At 68.9% G+C, this 15,317-nt stretch carries 16 protein-coding genes; 15 read left to right on the top strand and 1 reads right to left on the bottom strand.

Going from position 1 to position 15,317, the window contains the following annotated elements:
- The first annotated feature begins 34 nt into the window (after positions 1 to 34).
- Both ACFVM3_RS23530 and dmpG read left to right on the top strand, forming a co-directional pair.
- A complete protein-coding gene (locus ACFVM3_RS23530; RefSeq protein WP_378441739.1) occupies positions 35 to 937 on the top strand; it encodes an acetaldehyde dehydrogenase (acetylating) in 903 nt (300 codons plus the stop codon).
- Complete coding sequence (gene dmpG / locus ACFVM3_RS23525) at positions 934 to 1,968, top strand: 4-hydroxy-2-oxovalerate aldolase (RefSeq protein ID WP_378441737.1); 1,035 nt, start codon at positions 934 to 936, stop codon at positions 1,966 to 1,968. Before ACFVM3_RS23530 ends, dmpG begins: the two co-directional genes overlap by 4 nt.
- Here dmpG and ACFVM3_RS23520 read toward each other — a convergent pair.
- Positions 1,959 to 2,552: a TetR/AcrR family transcriptional regulator gene (locus tag ACFVM3_RS23520; protein ID WP_378441736.1), complete on the bottom strand. Its 594-nt coding sequence runs from the start codon at positions 2,550 to 2,552 to the stop codon at positions 1,959 to 1,961. The two genes, dmpG and ACFVM3_RS23520, sit on opposite strands and share 10 nt — an antisense overlap.
- Positions 2,553 to 2,642: 90 nt before the next feature.
- On the opposite strand from ACFVM3_RS23520, the gene ACFVM3_RS23515 reads away from it, so the two are divergent.
- The 13 genes from ACFVM3_RS23515 (at position 2,643) to ACFVM3_RS23455 (ending at position 15,248) form a co-directional block, all read left to right on the top strand.
- Complete coding sequence (locus ACFVM3_RS23515; RefSeq protein WP_378441734.1) at positions 2,643 to 3,563, top strand: oxygenase MpaB family protein; 921 nt, start codon at positions 2,643 to 2,645, stop codon at positions 3,561 to 3,563.
- Positions 3,564 to 3,575: 12 nt separating this feature from the next.
- The gene (locus ACFVM3_RS23510; RefSeq protein WP_378441733.1) at positions 3,576 to 4,601 is read left to right on the top strand and encodes an LLM class F420-dependent oxidoreductase; all 1,026 of its coding nucleotides are present in this window, start codon (positions 3,576 to 3,578) and stop codon (positions 4,599 to 4,601) included.
- A gap of 282 nt (positions 4,602 to 4,883) precedes the next feature.
- Positions 4,884 to 6,899 carry a neutral/alkaline ceramidase gene (locus ACFVM3_RS23505; RefSeq protein WP_378441731.1) on the top strand — a complete coding sequence of 672 codons (2,016 nt, stop codon included), beginning with the start codon at positions 4,884 to 4,886 and terminating at the stop codon, positions 6,897 to 6,899.
- 17 nt (positions 6,900 to 6,916) lie between these two features.
- The gene (locus ACFVM3_RS23500; RefSeq protein ID WP_378441730.1) at positions 6,917 to 7,876 is read left to right on the top strand and encodes a sphingomyelin phosphodiesterase; all 960 of its coding nucleotides are present in this window, start codon (positions 6,917 to 6,919) and stop codon (positions 7,874 to 7,876) included.
- Between the two features lie 34 nt (positions 7,877 to 7,910).
- Positions 7,911 to 9,215: an MFS transporter gene (locus ACFVM3_RS23495; protein ID WP_378441729.1), complete on the top strand. Its 1,305-nt coding sequence runs from the start codon at positions 7,911 to 7,913 to the stop codon at positions 9,213 to 9,215.
- Entirely contained in the window at positions 9,212 to 10,612 is a 1,401-nt protein-coding gene (locus ACFVM3_RS23490; protein WP_378441727.1) for a pyridoxal phosphate-dependent decarboxylase family protein, read from the top strand. The genes ACFVM3_RS23495 and ACFVM3_RS23490 overlap by 4 nt, the downstream gene beginning before the upstream one ends.
- Before the next feature lie 75 nt (positions 10,613 to 10,687).
- A complete protein-coding gene (locus tag ACFVM3_RS23485) occupies positions 10,688 to 11,119 on the top strand; it encodes an SRPBCC domain-containing protein (protein ID WP_378441726.1) in 432 nt (143 codons plus the stop codon).
- Entirely contained in the window at positions 11,109 to 11,444 is a 336-nt protein-coding gene (locus ACFVM3_RS23480) for an ArsR/SmtB family transcription factor (RefSeq protein ID WP_378441724.1), read from the top strand. The genes ACFVM3_RS23485 and ACFVM3_RS23480 overlap by 11 nt, the downstream gene beginning before the upstream one ends.
- Positions 11,441 to 11,890, top strand: coding sequence for an SRPBCC domain-containing protein (locus ACFVM3_RS23475; RefSeq protein ID WP_378441723.1), 450 nt, complete (start codon positions 11,441 to 11,443; stop codon positions 11,888 to 11,890). Before ACFVM3_RS23480 ends, ACFVM3_RS23475 begins: the two co-directional genes overlap by 4 nt.
- Positions 11,887 to 12,576, top strand: a complete 690-nt coding sequence (locus tag ACFVM3_RS23470; RefSeq protein WP_378441722.1) for a DUF899 domain-containing protein — start codon at positions 11,887 to 11,889, stop codon at positions 12,574 to 12,576. Before ACFVM3_RS23475 ends, ACFVM3_RS23470 begins: the two co-directional genes overlap by 4 nt.
- Positions 12,577 to 12,606: 30 nt before the next feature.
- Positions 12,607 to 14,013, top strand: coding sequence for a class I adenylate-forming enzyme family protein (locus tag ACFVM3_RS23465; protein WP_378441770.1), 1,407 nt, complete (start codon positions 12,607 to 12,609; stop codon positions 14,011 to 14,013).
- A 33-nt stretch (positions 14,014 to 14,046) separates the two neighbouring features.
- Positions 14,047 to 14,898: an LLM class flavin-dependent oxidoreductase gene (locus ACFVM3_RS23460; RefSeq protein WP_378441721.1), complete on the top strand. Its 852-nt coding sequence runs from the start codon at positions 14,047 to 14,049 to the stop codon at positions 14,896 to 14,898.
- A gap of 53 nt (positions 14,899 to 14,951) precedes the next feature.
- Complete coding sequence (locus ACFVM3_RS23455; RefSeq protein WP_378441719.1) at positions 14,952 to 15,248, top strand: hypothetical protein; 297 nt, start codon at positions 14,952 to 14,954, stop codon at positions 15,246 to 15,248.
- The last annotated feature ends 69 nt before the right edge of the window (positions 15,249 to 15,317 follow it).

The following is a 15,317-nucleotide window of genomic DNA, read 5'->3' as shown; positions in this document are numbered from 1 at the left end:
GTGTGCCCTATCCGAGCGGGCAGCGTCACCTGACATGGCGCAACGGAAAGCGGTGGCCGCGATCGTCGGTCCCGGGAACATCGGCACCGACCTGCTCGCGAAGCTGAGGCGCAGCGAGCACGTCGAGGTGCGGTACATGGTCGGCGTGGACCCGGATTCGGACGGGCTGGCCAAGGCCGCGGAACTGGGACTGGAGACGTCCGCCGGCGGTGTCGACTGGCTGCTGTCGCGCGACGAGCTGCCGGACCTGGTCTTCGAAGCGACCTCGGCGAAGGCGCATCTGGCGAACGCGCCGCGGTACGCGACCGCCGGGATCCGCGCGATCGACCTGACCCCGGCCGCGGTCGGCCCGTTCACCTGCCCCGCGGTGGGTTTGCCCGAACGGCTGGACGTGCCGAACGTCAACCTGATCACCTGCGGGGGCCAGGCCACGATCCCGATCGTGCACGCGGTGTCGCGGGTGACGCCGGTGCCCTACGCGGAGATCGTCGCGTCCGTCTCGTCACGCTCGGCCGGGCCGGGCACCCGGGCGAACATCGACGAGTTCACCGCGACGACGGCGCGCGGGATCGAACTCGTCGGGGGAGCGAGCCGCGGCAAGGCGATCATCATCATCAATCCGGTCGAACCGCCGATGATCATGCGTGACACGGTGTTCTGCGCGATCGACCCGGACGCGGACTTCGGCGCGGTGAGCGAATCCATCCACCGGATGGTCGAGACGGTCCAGGGTTACGTGCCGGGTTACACGCTCAAGGCGGATCCTCAATACGACCCACCCCGGCCGGGGTGGAGCGGGCAGGCGCGGGTCGCGGTGTTCCTGGAGGTCGCCGGGAACGGGGACTTCCTGCCGAAATACGCCGGGAACCTCGACATCATGACGGCCGCGGCCGCCCGCGTCGGCGATCTGCTGGCCACTCAGGAGGTGGCGGCATGAGCTGGGACGACGTGAGCCGACAGGTCCGGATCGTCGACACGAGCCTGCGCGACGGCAGCCACGCGATGGCGCACCAGTTCACCGAGAAGAACGTGCGCGACACCGTCCGGGCGCTGGACGACGCCGGGGTCTCGCTGATCGAGGTCAGCCACGGCGACGGCCTCGGCGGCTCGACCTTCAACTACGGCTTTTCCCTTGTGGACGAACGGAAGCTGATCGCGGCGGCGGTCAACGAGGCACGGCACGCGAAGATCGCGGTCCTGCTGCTCCCTGGCCTCGGCACGGTCGGCGACCTGCGGGTGGCCGCCGACCTCGGCGCGGGCGCGGTCCGGATCGCGACCCATTGCACCGAGGCCGACGTCTCCGTCCAGCATTTCGGCGCGGCGAGGGAACTCGGGCTGGAGACGGTCGGTTTCCTGATGCTGTCCCATATGTCCACGCCCGAGGCGCTCGCGAAACAGGGCCGGATCATGGTCGACGCCGGATGCCAATGCGTGTACGTCGTCGATTCCGCCGGGGCGTTGATCCTGGAGGACGCCGGTGAACGCGTTGCCGCGCTGGTGGCGGAATTCGGCGACGAGGCCCAGGTCGGCTACCACGGGCACCAGAACCTGAGCTTCGGCGTCGCGAACTCGGTACTCGCCTACCGGGCCGGTGCCCGGCAGATCGACGGTTCGCTCGTGGCGCTCGGCGCGGGCGCGGGCAACTCGCCGACCGAGGTCCTCGCGGCGACGTTCGAGCGGCTCGGGATCCGCACCGGCGTCGACAAGGACGTGCTGATGGACGCGGCCGAAAACGTCGTGAAGCCCTACATCACGCGGCTGCCGGTGATGGACCGGTCGTCGATCGTGCAGGGATTCGCGGGTGTGTACTCGAGTTTCCTTTTGCACGCGGAACGCGCCGCCGAACGGTACGACGTCCCGGCGCACGAAATCCTGTATCGCGTCGGCGCCGCGAAATACGTGGGCGGACAGGAGGACATGATCATCGACATCGCCCTGCAACTGGTCGCCGAACGCGGTCAGGGCTGACGGTCGGCGCCGAGTACGAGGCGGACGCAATGCTCGATCAGGCGCTCGCGGCTCACCTTGAGCGAGCCGTCGAGGTAGGCGATGAACACGTTGCTCAGCGCGCCGACCAGCCCGATCGAGGTCATCTGCCGTTCGGCCGCGTCACCGTGGGACAGCTGCCCGCTGACCAGCTCGGCGAACGAGGGGAGGAGCGCGATCCCGCGCGTGGTCAGCGCGGGATCGGTGATCGGCGCGAGCAGGAGCACGCGGCCTTTGCGCGGATCGTCGAGCATCAATTCGACGAAGGCGCGGACCGCGGCCTTCGCCCGTTCGGCGGGCTCGGCCGTGTCGCTGACGGCGTCGACGAGGGCCTGCCGCGCCTGCTCGCCGATGTGCTCGTAGACCGCGACGACGAGTTCCTCGCGGTCGGCGAAGCTTTCGTAGAAGTACCGTTCCGTCAGCTTGGCGTGACGGCACACCGCGCGGACGCTCACCCCGGTGCTGCCCTGGGTCCCGAGCAGGTCGAGGCCCGCGTCGACGAGTTGTCCCCGCCGCGCGGCCTTGCGGTCGTCCAGGGTCGTGCCTGCCCAGCTGCGGCCGGCCATGATCGGCTCCTCTTGTTGACTACGGCCGTTGTCAACTTTAACCTGACAACAGTTGTGGTCAATTTAACCAGCTCAGTGAGGAGACCGGGGATGACACAGCCGCGGCCGCTCGGACCGGATTCGCTGACCTGGAAGTACTTCGGCGACTGGCGCGGGCTGCTCATCGCGCTCTGGGCAGGATCCATGCAGAACATGCACCCCGAGCTGGGCGCGGGCGTCGAAGAGCACTCGCGGTTCTTCGAGGAGCGCTGGCAGCGGCTGTTCCGCTCGCTGTACCCGATCGGGGGAGTGATCTACGACGGCCCGCGGGCCCGCCAGACCGCGCTGGAGGTACGTGGCTACCACGATCGGATCAAGGGCGTCGACAAACACGGGCGGCGCTATCACGCGCTCAACCCGGACACGTTCTACTGGGCGCATTCGACGTTCTTCGTGAGCGCGATCCTCATCGCCGACAACTTCTGCGGCGGGATCGGCGAGGCGGAGAAGCGGAAGCTGTTCGACGAGCACGTCCAGTGGTACGAGATGTACGGCATGAGCATGCGCCCGGTGCCGGAGTCGTGGGAGGACTTCCAGCTGTACTGGAAGCGCATGTGCGAGGACGTCCTGGAGGACAACAAGGCCACGCGCGACGTCCTCGACATCAAGGACCTCCCGAAGCCGAATTTCCTGCCATGGCTACCGGGCTTCGCCTGGAAACTCGTCCGCGGGCACGTGGCGCGGAACTTCGTCTGGCTGACGGTCGGCCTGTACGACCCGCCGATCCGCGAGCGGCTCGGCTACACCTGGACCGAACGCGACGAGCGACGCCATCGCCGCGTGGGGAAGCTGATCAACTCGGCGTTCAAGCTGGTCCCGCGAGACCGCCGCTACCACCCGCGTGCCAGGGCGGGCTGGCGCCGCGAGCGTGGCGAACTGGCCCCGGACGCGCCGTTGGTCGAGACTCCCGCAAGGAACCTTCCGCCGCTTTCGGAGCGGGGCAAACCCGAGCACTACTCACCGAACGTCTGACTAGGAGCTTCGATGAAGCTGGGTTACCACCTCGGTTACTGGTCGTCCGGCCCGCCGGAGGGCGCGCTGGACGCGGTCCGGCGGGCCGAAGAACTCGGCTTCGACTCCGTGTGGACCGCCGAGGGTTACGGCTCGGACGCGTTCACCCCGCTCGCCTGGTGGGGCGCGTCGACCAGTCGGATCAAACTCGGCACCAACATCGTCCAGATGTCGGCGCGCACCCCGACCGCGACGGCCATGCACGCGCTGACGCTGGATCACCTGTCGGGCGGGCGGTTCGTACTCGGGCTCGGCGCGTCCGGGCCGCAGGTGGTCGAAGGCTGGTACGGGCAGCCCTATCCGAAGCCCCTCGCCCGCACCCGCGAGTACGTCGACATCGTGCGGAAGGTCGTCGCGCGCGAGGCGCCGGTGACCCACGACGGGCAGCACTTCCAGCTGCCGTTGCAGGGTGGAACGGGGCTCGGTAAACCGCTCAAGTCCACAGTGCACCCGTTCCGCAAGGAGATCCCGATCTTCCTCGCCGCGGAAGGGCCGAAGAACGTGGCCCTGTCGGCGGAGATCTGCGACGGCTGGCTCCCGCTGTTCTTCTCACCCAAGAGCGACGCCTTCTACCGGACGGCTTTGCAGGAAGGCTTCTCGCGTCCCGGCGCCCGGCACGGTTTCGACGATTTCGAGGTCGCCGCGTCCGTCCCCGTACTCGTCCACGACGACGTCGAGGAGGCCGCGAGCTGGATCAAACCGTCGCTCGCGCTGTACATCGGTGGCATGGGCGCGAAATCGGTCAACTTCCACCACGACGTCTTCGCCCGGATGGGGTACGAGGACGTCGCCGACAAGGTGCAGGAGCTGTACCTGGCGGGCCGCAAGGACGAGGCGACCGCCGCGATCCCGACGTCGCTGGTCGAGGACACCTCACTGATCGGGCCCGCGGAAAAGATCCGTGACGAACTCGCCGCGTGGGACGAGACCGTGGTGACCACGCTGCTTTTGCGGGGCGATGCCGCGACACTCACGAAGGTCGCGGAGACGCTCTCGTAGTGAGCTGGACCGCCTTCGTACATTGAGAGAACTGGGCGCGATTGAAGGTTGCGAAAGCCACTTTCGCAACGCCGTCTCCTCGCTCGACCACGGCGCTCGACGGCCCGGTTCGCGGCTGATGGCCGAAGGGCGCTTTCACCGCATGCGACGCGGTGAAAGCGCCCTTCGTCGCGTGCGATGCGGTTCAGCGCCGTTCGTGGGTTGCGGCAGTGAGGCCCATCACGTAGCGTCCCGGCCACGAACATGAAGTCGGTTCATGTTCGTGGCCGGGAGGTGCGACTCATGACGGTGAGCCGGAGGCGGGTTCTCGCGGGTGCGGCGGCGTTGCCCGTCGCGGCGGGCGTGCTCGGCGCCCAGCAGGCGCAAGCGGCGCCGGCACGAGGTTTCCGTGTCGGCGTAGGGATTTCCGACGTCACCGGCCCTGCCGCCGAGAACGGCATGATGGGCTACTCGATGCCCCAGCAGCAGACCGCAGGCATCCACCTCCGCACCAGGGCGCGCGCCTTCGTGGTCGACGACGGCGCCAAGCGGATCGCCTTCGTCACCGCCGACCTCGGCGCGCTGTTCCAGTCCGTCCACCAGGGCGTGCTGCGCAAGCTCCAGGCCGCGTACGGCGACCTCTACACCGAGCGGAACGTCCTCCTCAACGCCACGCACACCCACTCCGCGTGCGGCGGGGATTCCCATTACGCCGCCTACGATCTGGCGATCCTGGGCTTCCAGCAGCAGGTGTACGACGCGCACGTCGACGGGATCTTCGAGGCGATCGCCCGGGCGCACGCGAACCTCGCGCCGGGGTCGATCCGGCTCGGCCGCGCCGAACTGACCAAGGCCAGCGTCAACCGCTCACGCAAGGCCTTCGACCTCAACCCGCAGGCGGACAAGGACCACTTCCCGCAGGCGATCGACCCGGCCGTCACGGTCCTGCGGTTCAGCCGGAACGGCGCCGACGTCGGCGCGATCAGCTGGTTCGCCACGCACGGGACGTCGATGAGCAACGGCAACCACCTGATCAGCGGCGACAACAAGGGTTACGCCGCCTACGAGTGGGAGCACGACCACGCCGGCGTGCGGTACCTCGACGGGAATCCGCGGTTCGTCGCCGCATTCCCGCAGACGAACACCGGCGACATGAGCCCGAACCTGAACCTCGAACCCGGCACCCCCGAAACCGAGTTCGAGAACACCCGAACGATCGGCGACCTCCAGTTCCGCGCGGCGAAGAACGCCTTCGACGCGGCCGCCGAGGCGGTGACGGGCGGCGTCGACCACCGGATGTGCTACGTGGACATGTCCGACGTGGCCGTCGACGCGAAGTACACCCCGAACGGGCGACCGCAGCGCACCTGCACGGCCGCGATCGGGGTGTCGATGCTGGCGGGCAGCCGCGAGGACGGCCCCGGTCTGCCGCTCCCCGAAGGCGTGAAGAACCCGTTCATCGAGTGGCTCGGCGGTATCGACGCGCCGATCCCGCAGGCACTCGCCGACGCGCACGCGCCGAAGGTGATCGCGGTGCCGTTCGGCGCGATGAAGCCGTATCCGTGGGTGCCGGAGGTCCTGCCGCTGCAGCTCGTCCGGATCGGGCAGCTGCATCTCGTGGCCGTGCCGGCCGAGCTGACCATCGTCGCCGGACTGCGCCTGCGCCGGACCGTCGCCGCCGAACTCGGTGTCCCGCTGGAGAACGTGCTCGTCCAGGGGTACGCCAACGCGTACAGCCAGTACGTCACCACGCCCGAGGAGTACGACTCGCAGCAGTACGAAGGTGCGTCGACGCTGTACGGCCGGTACACGCTTCCGGCGTACCAGCAGGAATTCGCCAAACTCGCGGCCGCGATGAAGGCAGGGAAGGCGGTGCCGCACGGGCCGACGCCGCGGGATCTGCGCGGCAAGCTGATCAACTTCCAGCCAGGGGTCGTCTTCGACAGCCCGCCCGCGTTCAAGAACTTCGGTGACGTCCTGGTCGACGCGAAGAGCTCCTACGCGCGCGGTGAGCAGGTCGCGGTCGAGTTCGTCACCGGGCATCCGAAGAACGACCTGCGGCGCGGCGGCACGTTCCTGGAGATCCAGCGGCTGGTCGACGGCAAGTGGGTCCGCCACGCCGACGACGGCGACTGGGACACGAAGTACCACTGGGCGAGGACGTTCGTCGCCGAATCGAAAGCCGTCGTCCACTGGAAGATCCCCGCGAACGCCCCGATCGGCAAATATCGCGTGATCCACTTCGGCGACTGGAAGAACGGCTGGAACGGGGCGATCTCCGCGTTCAGCGGGACTTCGCGGACATTCGTCGTCTCCTGACACCGAAAGGGTCTTTCGTGCGGAAACTCGCCGTACTCGCCATCGCCGCCGCGATGTTCGCCGGAACCGCCGTGCCCGCCCAGGCGGCGGTCTCGGTGAAGGTCATGGCCTTCAACATCTGGCAGCTGCCCTGGATCGCCAGCCCGAACACTTCGGACAAACAGGCCAGGGCACGCGCGGCGGAGGACGTCATCCGCGCGAACGACGCCGACGTCGTCGTCCTGGACGAGGCGTTCAGCGCCCAGGCGGAGGAACTCCGCAACCGGCTGAAGGACGTCTGGCCGCATCAGACCCCGCTCGTCGGCCAGTACTGCTCCACGTCGCCCGGCTGGACCACGGTGAACGGCAACTGCTCGAATTCCCCCGTCGTGGTCAACGGCGGGGTCACCGTGCTCAGCAAGGCGCCGGTGACCGAGCAGCACCAGCTGGTCTTCCGCAATTCCTACTCCGGCACCGCGGACTACCTGTCCAACAAGGGTGCCGCGCTCGCCCGCCTGGTCGTCAACGGGAAACCGCTGTGGATCGCGGGTACGCACATGCAGGCGGACGAGGGGCCGGAGACGCTGCCGAAGGCACACGAGATCCGGATGGCGCAGCTCGGCGAGATCCGGGACCTGGTCACGAAATACGCCCCCGCGGGCGAGCCGGTGGTCATCGCTGGCGACCTGAACATCGAGTACTGGGCCGGACAGGCGCGCAAGGACTCCCTCGGCCGGACCCAGGTCCAGCAGGGCGAAGCCTTCCTCGACGGCATCCTCCGCACAACGGGCGAAGGCGCATACACCTTCGACGCGGCCACGAACCCGCATGCGGCGAAGTCCGTTCCGGCGACCTACCGTGACTCGCTGGACTACGTCGGCGCCGTGCGCGCGGGCGGCCGTCCACTCGCCGCTGTCGGCCCGGTACAGCTCGTGCATTACGACGGTGGCACGATTCCCTCCGACCACTACCCGGTGGTGGCCAAGATCCAATACTGAGGCCTTCATCGGGAGAACCGCCTCGAGGAGGATCATGGCATCGCTGCCAGCACGGACGAGGTACCGCTACTCGCTCGGCTCGTTCGTCACCGGCGCCTTCGGCACGGTTCCCGGCCTGCTCCTCCTCAAGTACCTCACCGACACGATGGGCGTCGCGGCGGGCGTGGCCGGCCTGATCGTGTTCGTTCCCAAAGCGTGGGACGTGCTCTTCAATCCGATCGCGGGAAGGCTGTCGGACGCGGACATGGTCCGCACCGGCAGCCGCCGCCGGTTCCTGCTCTACGGCGGAATCGGCGTTTCCGTCCTTTTCGCGGCCCTGTTCGCACATCCCGGTTTCGGCGGCCCGGTACCCGACGCGATCTACGTCGTCGTCGTGTTCCTGTTGTGCGCCACCGCGTACGCCTTCTTCCAGGTGCCGTTCAACGCGCTGCCCGCCGAGCTGACCGATTCGGCCGAAGAGCGCACGAAGCTGACCAGCGTCCGGATCGGTTTCCTCGCGGTCGCCATCCTGGTCTCCGGCGGTGGCGCGCCCGCGATCACCGACCTCATCGGCGGCGTCGCCGGCTACCGGGTCATGGGTCTGTTCATCGCGCTGGTCATCCTGCTCGCGACGCTCGGCGTGTACTTCGGGCTGAAGGACGCGCCCGTCGGCGCGCTGCGGCCGAACACGGTGAGCCCGCGCGAACTGCTCCGGACACTCGCGCAGTGGCGGCCGTTCCGCTGGCTGCTCGGCGTCTACTTCATCCAGGCACTCGGCATCGGCACGGTGCTGGCCGCGATCCCGTTCTTCGCCGAGCGGATCCTCGGCAGCTCCGGGTATTCGACGGTCCTGTTCGTCGGTTTCGTCGGCCCGGCGCTGCTGACCATGCCGCTGTGGCCGAGGCTCGGGGCGAGCGTCGGGAAGTTGGCCGGGTTCCGGATCGCCACCGCAGCGTTCGGCGTCGGCCTGCTGGGGCTGCTCGGCGCCCAGGTGTTCCCGTTCGCTGTCACGATGGTGTTCGTCGCCTTCTGCGGTGTCGGCTACGCGGGGATCTCGGTGTTCCCGCTGGCGATCCTGCCGGATCTGATCAGCGACGAGGAGGAGCGGACCGGCGAGACCAGGGCCGGGGTCGCGGCCGGCGTGTGGACGGCGTCGGAGACGCTGGGGCTCGCGCTCGGACCGGGGCTCTGGGGGCTGGTGCTGCAGTTCGGCGGCTACCAGTCCAGCCTCGACGCCAAGGTCGCGCAGCCGGAGAGCGCCCTCACGGCGATCCTGCTCGGCGCGTCGATCCTTCCGGCCGTGCTGATCGTGCTGGGTATCCCGCTGCTGCGGAAATCGGTGCTGGAGCGCCGGTCGTGACCGCCGAGGACGTCCTGCGGGAATTGCGGGAGCTGCGCGCGGGGGACTTGCCGACGCACGGAGGCCGGACGCTCGCGTACGTCTACGACAGCGGTCTGTCCGAAGTGGACGAACTGGGCGCGGCCGCGCACGCGCTGGCGTCGTCGGCCAACGGGCTCGACCCGACGGCGTTCCCGAGCCTGCTGAGGATGGAGAACGACCTCGTCGGTACCGCCGCGCGGCTGCTGGGCGGTACCGCGGAGACGGTCGGCTCGGTGACCTCGGGTGGCACGGAGTCGTGCATGCTCGCCGTCCTGGCCGCCCGCGACGCGCGTCCCGGCGTGTCCACGCCGAACATCGTGCTGCCCACGACCGCGCATGCGGCGTTCCACAAAGCGGCGCATTTCTTCGGTGTCCGCGCGATTTCGGTGCCGGTCGATCCGGTGACCTTCCGCGCCGTCCCCGAGGCGATGGCCGCCGCTGTCGACGACAGTACGGTCCTCGTGGTCGCGAGCGCTCCGTCCTACGCCCACGGCGTCCTCGATCCGATCGCGGAGATCGCCGTGCGGCTGGACGGCGTCCGCTTCCACGTCGACGCCTGCATCGGCGGCTGGGTGCTGCCGTACTTGGGCCTCGGGCCGTTCGGCTTCGACGTCTCCGGCGTCACCAGCGTCTCGGTGGACCTGCACAAGTACGCGTACTGCCCGAAAGGCGTGTCGGTTCTCTTGCATGCCAACGCGGACCTGCGCCGGCCGCAGTACTTCGCCAGCGCGGACTGGCCCGGCTACACGATGCTGAACACCACGCTGCAGAGCACACGGTCCGGTGGCCCGCTCGCCGCGGCGTGGGCCGTCGTGCGGCACGTCGGCGACGAGGGTTACGTGAAGCTTGCTTCGGCGGCGCGTGACGCTGCCGTGGAGATCCGAGTCGGGATCGAGGCGCTGGACGGCTTGCGCGTCCTCGGCGATCCGGTCTCGACCCTGCTCGCGTTCACCGTGGTGGACGGCGCCGGATTCGACCTGTTCACCGTCGCGGACGAGATGCGCGAGCGGGGTTGGTACGTCCAGCCGCAGTTCGCCCACGAGTCGTCGCCCGCGAACCTGCACCTGACGGTGACGGCGGCGAACCGGGGTTTTGAACAGGAGTTCCTCGGAAGTCTCGCCGCGTCGGTCGCGGCCGCCCGTGAAGCGGGGCCGGTCGTCGTCGACCCGCAGGTCGCCGAGTTCGTCGCGGCGCTGGACCCGGCGACGCTGACGCCGGAGCAGTTCGCCGGGCTGCTGGCGGCGGCGGGCCTCGGCGGTGCGGCCGGGTTGCCCACCCGGATGGCGGAGATCAACGCGCTGCTGGCCACCGCGCCCGGCCCGTTGCGCGAGCGGCTGCTGCTGGAGTTCCTCGGCGCGCTGTACACCGCTTCCTGATTCACCCTTGACGCAATCAGGTGGTTGCTATACAAAGTTATAGCAACCAGTTGATTGCTACTTGAGGAGGCTGTCGTGGGATTCCCCGACCGGATCGAACGCACCGTCGAGATCGCCCACCCGCCCGCGAAGGTCTGGGCCGCGCTGACCACGGCCGAGGGGCTCGGCACCTGGTTCGGGAACCAGGCGAGCATCGACCTGCGGCCAGGTGGTGCGGCCGAGATGAAATGGGACGAGGGGCACAAGGCGAACATGCGCGTCGAGCGCGTCGAAGAGCCGGAGGTCTTCGGCTTCACCTGGAACATCTACGGCCTCCCCGACGAAGACCCCCGCCGCACTTACGTCGAGTTCACCCTGGTCCCGAACGGCGGAGGCACGCGGCTCACGGTCGTCGAATCCGGTTTCTCCCAGCTGCCGGACGACGCGCACCAGGTCGCGTTCGAGGGGAACACGAAGGGGTGGGCGGCCGAGCTGGGCGAACTGATCGAATACCTCGATGCCGCCTGACATCGAAACGATCGCCGAACAGGTCTTCGTCGCCCTGGCCGACCCGAGCAGGCGGAGCATTCTCGCCGTCCTCGCCTCGGGCGGCCCGGCCACGGCGACCGACCTGGCCGACCGGCTGCCGATCACGCGGCAGGCCATCGCCAAGCACCTCGCCCTGCTCACCGACGCGGGCCTGGTGATCCCGGAGCAGGGGGAGCGGCGCCGCGTCCGCTACCGGCTGCACTCGGCCCCGATGCAGGTCGCCCAGCAGTTCCTCGCCGCGCTCGCCCGTGATTGGGACGGGCCGCTCGCGGCTCTGAAAGACCATCTGGAGGGTTCATCATGAGCTTCACGACGAGTTTCACCGTCGACCAGACGCCACAACAGGTCTTCGACGCGTTCAACGACGTCCGCGGGTGGTGGTCGGAAGACGTCGAGTACACCGGAGACGAGTTCGAGTACCACTACGAAGAGGTGCACCGCTGCCGGATCCGGATCACCGAATCCGTGCCCGGCCGCAAGGTCTCCTGGCTGGTGCTGGAAAACCACTTCGACTTCACCCGCGACGAGACCGAATGGGTCGGCACCACGATCACGTTCGAGATCGCTGAGAAGGACGGCAAGACCGAAGCGCGCTTCACCCATCACGGGTTGGTCCCGGAGTGCGAATGCTTCGACGTTTGCCACAAGGCGTGGACCTTCTACGTCGGTACGAGCCTGCGTCAGCTGATCACGACCGGCGAAGGGCAGCCGAACCGGCAAAGCACCCTGCCCGCGGAGCTGGCGGGATGAACACGGTGTCCGCGACCGAATGGGAAGAAGCGCGCCTTCGGTTGCTGGTGAAGGAAAAGGAACTGACCCGGGCCCGCGACGCGCTCGCGGCCGAGCGGCGGCGGATGCCGTGGCTCGCGATCGAGAAGCCGTACGAGTTCGAGGGGCCGTCCGGCGCGGTGAACCTGCTCGACCTGTTCGAGGGACGCCGTCAGCTGATCGTCTACCGGGCCTTCTTCGATCCCGGTGTGGAGGGTTTCCCCGACCACGCCTGCAAAGGCTGCTCGCTGGTGGCCGACCAGGTCGCGCACGTCGCGCATCTGAACGCGCGGGACACCACGCTCGCGTTCGCCTCGCGAGGCACGCAACCCGACATCGCGCGGCTGAAGACGCGGATGGGCTGGAAGATGCCGTGGTACACGATCACCGGTGACTTCGACGTCGACTTCGGTGTCGATCAGTGGCACGGCACCAACGCCTTCATCCGTGAAGGCGACCAGGTGTTCCGGACGTACTTCGTCAACAACCGCGGTGACGAAGCGATGGGTGGCACGTGGAGCTACCTCGACATCACCGCGTTGGGGCGGCAAGAAGAGTGGGAGGACTCGCCCGAGGGGTATCCGCAGTCGCCGCCGTACGAGTGGTGGAACTGGCACGACGCCTACGAGGGTGCCGCTCCCGCCGGTGGCTGCTGCTCGGGGTCCTGACGCTGGGTTAGGGTCCGGCCGGTGGAGTGTCTGTTCTTGACCCGGGTGCTGGACGCGCTGCGCTCCGGGGGCGACGAGGTGCTGTTCGTCCAGGACGGTGTGGAGACCGGCTACGCGCAGGCGTTCGACCTGGTACGCCGGATGTACGCGGGCCTGCCGGAGGGTGGGGTCGTCGCCATCGACGCCGGCAACCGGCCGGAAACCGTCCTCCTGCAGATCGCCGCGCAGCTACGCGGGTCGACGGTGCTGCTCGTCGCCGCGTCGGCGAGTTCGCCGGATCGCCTCGCCGCGGTCGAGGCGGCCGGGGTCACGACCCTGGTGACCGAGCGGCCGTCGGACTGGCCCGCCATCGACGCGCGGGTGATCATGTTCGACGAACTGACGGACCGTGACGGTACCGACCCGGCTGGACTGCCGGGTTCGGTCACCGTCGTCTTTCCCACCGGGGGTACCACCGGGACGCCGAAACTCATCCGGCACAGCGGGATCTACGACGGCATGGCGCATATCTTCGCGCCGGATCCGGCGGGGCCGGGACGCACGCTGCTGATCGCGCCGATGACGCATATGACCGGCAACGCCACCGTGCTGGGGGCGATCCTGCGGCGAGAGAGCGTCGTCCTGCTGCGGGGCTTCGACGCGGGCACGGTACTGGACGCGATCGCGGAACACCGGATCACCACTCTGTCCCTCACACCCGCGCGCCTGGCCGAGGTGCTCGACCATCCGGCCATGTCGTCGAGCGACGTCGGCAGTGTTCGGCAGCTTTCGCTGGGTGCCGCCCCGCTTCCGCCGAGAAGGCTGGCTCAGGCACTCGAAGTGTTCGGGCCCGTGGTGGGGCAGGGATACGGGCTCACCGAGGCGCCGATGATCGCGAGTATCTCCGCGGCGGAGCTCGACGGGCGGCCGGAGCGGCTCGAGTCCGTGGGCCGGATCGTGCCGGGTATGGAGGCCAGGATCGACGACGGGGAGATCCTGGTGCGGGGACTGTCCATGATGGTCGGTTACCACGGGTCGGCGCCGATCGGGGACGGCTGGCTGCGGACCGGAGATCTCGGGCGGTTCGACGACGAAGGATACCTCTATCTGCTGGACCGGGCGAACGACGTCATCATCACCGGCGAGCACGGCACCAAGGTGTATTCGACCGTGGTCGAGAACGCGCTCGCGAGGCATCCGCTGATCCGCGCCGTGGCCGTGTTCGGTGTGCCGGGCGACGGCGGAGAGGGCGAGCGGGTCCACGCCGTGGTGGTCGCCACGGGAGCGCTGTCCGCCGAAGAGGTCCGGGCACAGGCCAGGGAATTCTTCGGGCGGGAGCATTTCGTACCGTCCGATGTGGACTTCGCCGACGCGCTGCCGCTGACGGCGATCGGCAAGGTCGACAAGCGGGCGCTCCGGGAGCCGTTCTGGGCCGGGCACCGCCGTCACATCGCTTGACCTCCAGTCGAGTGGAGGTCGCACGATGGGCTCATGAAACTGGGTGTGATCCTCCCGTCCGACGATCTCCGTGTCTCCGCGCGGCAGGCCGAGGACGCGGGCCTCGACAGCGTGTTCCTCGGAGACCACCTGATGACCGGCCGTCCTTCGCTGGACAGCACGGTCGGGCTGGCGGTCGCCGCCGCGGTCACGACCCGGATCCGGATCGGGCTGAGCGTGTTCGTCCCGGCGATGCGGCCGTTGGCGTGGGCGGCCAAGCAGATCGCCACGCTGCAGCAGGTGTCGGGCGAACGGCTGATCCTCGGCATCGGCTCGGGCGGGGGAGAAGCCCAGTTCGCCGCGGCCGGGGTGCCGTATGGCGAACGCGGACCGCGCACCGACCAGGCGCTCCGCCTGCTGCCGGAGCTGCTGGCGGGCAAAGAGGTCCGGCTCGGTGACGCCTCCGTCGAACTGGCACCGGCGGTGGCGGTCCCGCCGATCTGGGTGGGCAACCGAGGCCGGCGCGTGCTCCAGCGTGTGGCGGAGCACGGCACCGGGTGGTTCCCGTCGCTCCTTCCGCCGGACGCCGTCGCCGACGGACGGCGGCGGTTGACGGATCTCGGCGTGGCGAACCCGGTGATCGCGGTCGGCGCCACCGGCGCGGTGGGCGAAGGCGCGGACCTGCCGACAGCGGCGGATCTGGCGGCAGGGATCAACGACGCCTATGGGATGCCGCTCGACCAGGCGCGCTCCTTGCCGCTGACCGGCTCCGCCGAGGCCGTCGCCGAACGGCTGACGGCGTACCGGGAGGCAGGAGCGGCACACATCGTCGTCGGGCTGGCGGGGCCGCGCTGGGCCGAACAGGTGCGCACACTCGGTCGGGTGAGAGCGCTGCTGGGCCCGTGAACCGGTGCTACGGTCCGCCTGATCAGGCATTTCCGCTGAGGAAGGACCCGGTGATGACCGCCGCGCACACCGAACACGCCGGCCATACGCACGCTCACGGCGAAGGATGCGGCCACGTCGCCGTACCCCACGGAGACCACGTCGACTACGTGCACGACGGTCACCTGCACCGCGCGCACGACGGGCATTTCGACGAGTGCGAGACCGGCGACCACATCCCGCACCAGGATCACGACCACGCTCACGGCGAGGGCTGCGGCCATGTCGCGGTGCCGCACGGAGACCACGTCGACTACCTGCACGACGGCCACCGCCACGCCGCGCACGGAGACCACTACGACGACCACTGACGCACGCCGCCGAAGTACATGATGGCCCCCTTCCTTGCGCCAGGCGCAAGGAAGGGGGCCATCATGTAC

This window comes from Amycolatopsis sp. NPDC057786 (genome assembly GCF_042797905.1).
Lineage (GTDB): Bacteria > Actinomycetota > Actinomycetes > Mycobacteriales > Pseudonocardiaceae > Amycolatopsis.
The sequence above is the reverse complement of the archived record's forward strand: the minus strand, read 5'-3'. Positions and strand labels throughout refer to the sequence as shown.

Excerpts from the sequence above, each read along its gene's own strand:
- ACFVM3_RS23530 (WP_378441739.1), top strand. The coding sequence starts at position 35 with ATGGCGCAACGGAAAGCGGTGGCCGCGATCGTCGGTCCCGGGAACATC.
- dmpG (WP_378441737.1), top strand. The coding sequence starts at position 934 with ATGAGCTGGGACGACGTGAGCCGACAGGTCCGGATCGTCGACACGAGC.
- ACFVM3_RS23520 (WP_378441736.1), bottom strand. The coding sequence starts at position 2,552 with ATGGCCGGCCGCAGCTGGGCAGGCACGACCCTGGACGACCGCAAGGCC.
- ACFVM3_RS23515 (WP_378441734.1), top strand. The coding sequence starts at position 2,643 with ATGACACAGCCGCGGCCGCTCGGACCGGATTCGCTGACCTGGAAGTAC.
- ACFVM3_RS23510 (WP_378441733.1), top strand. The coding sequence starts at position 3,576 with ATGAAGCTGGGTTACCACCTCGGTTACTGGTCGTCCGGCCCGCCGGAG.
- ACFVM3_RS23505 (WP_378441731.1), top strand. The coding sequence starts at position 4,884 with ATGACGGTGAGCCGGAGGCGGGTTCTCGCGGGTGCGGCGGCGTTGCCC.
- ACFVM3_RS23495 (WP_378441729.1), top strand. The coding sequence starts at position 7,911 with ATGGCATCGCTGCCAGCACGGACGAGGTACCGCTACTCGCTCGGCTCG.
- ACFVM3_RS23480 (WP_378441724.1), top strand. The coding sequence starts at position 11,109 with ATGCCGCCTGACATCGAAACGATCGCCGAACAGGTCTTCGTCGCCCTG.
- ACFVM3_RS23475 (WP_378441723.1), top strand. The coding sequence starts at position 11,441 with ATGAGCTTCACGACGAGTTTCACCGTCGACCAGACGCCACAACAGGTC.
- ACFVM3_RS23470 (WP_378441722.1), top strand. The coding sequence starts at position 11,887 with ATGAACACGGTGTCCGCGACCGAATGGGAAGAAGCGCGCCTTCGGTTG.
- ACFVM3_RS23460 (WP_378441721.1), top strand. The coding sequence starts at position 14,047 with ATGAAACTGGGTGTGATCCTCCCGTCCGACGATCTCCGTGTCTCCGCG.
- ACFVM3_RS23455 (WP_378441719.1), top strand. The coding sequence starts at position 14,952 with ATGACCGCCGCGCACACCGAACACGCCGGCCATACGCACGCTCACGGC.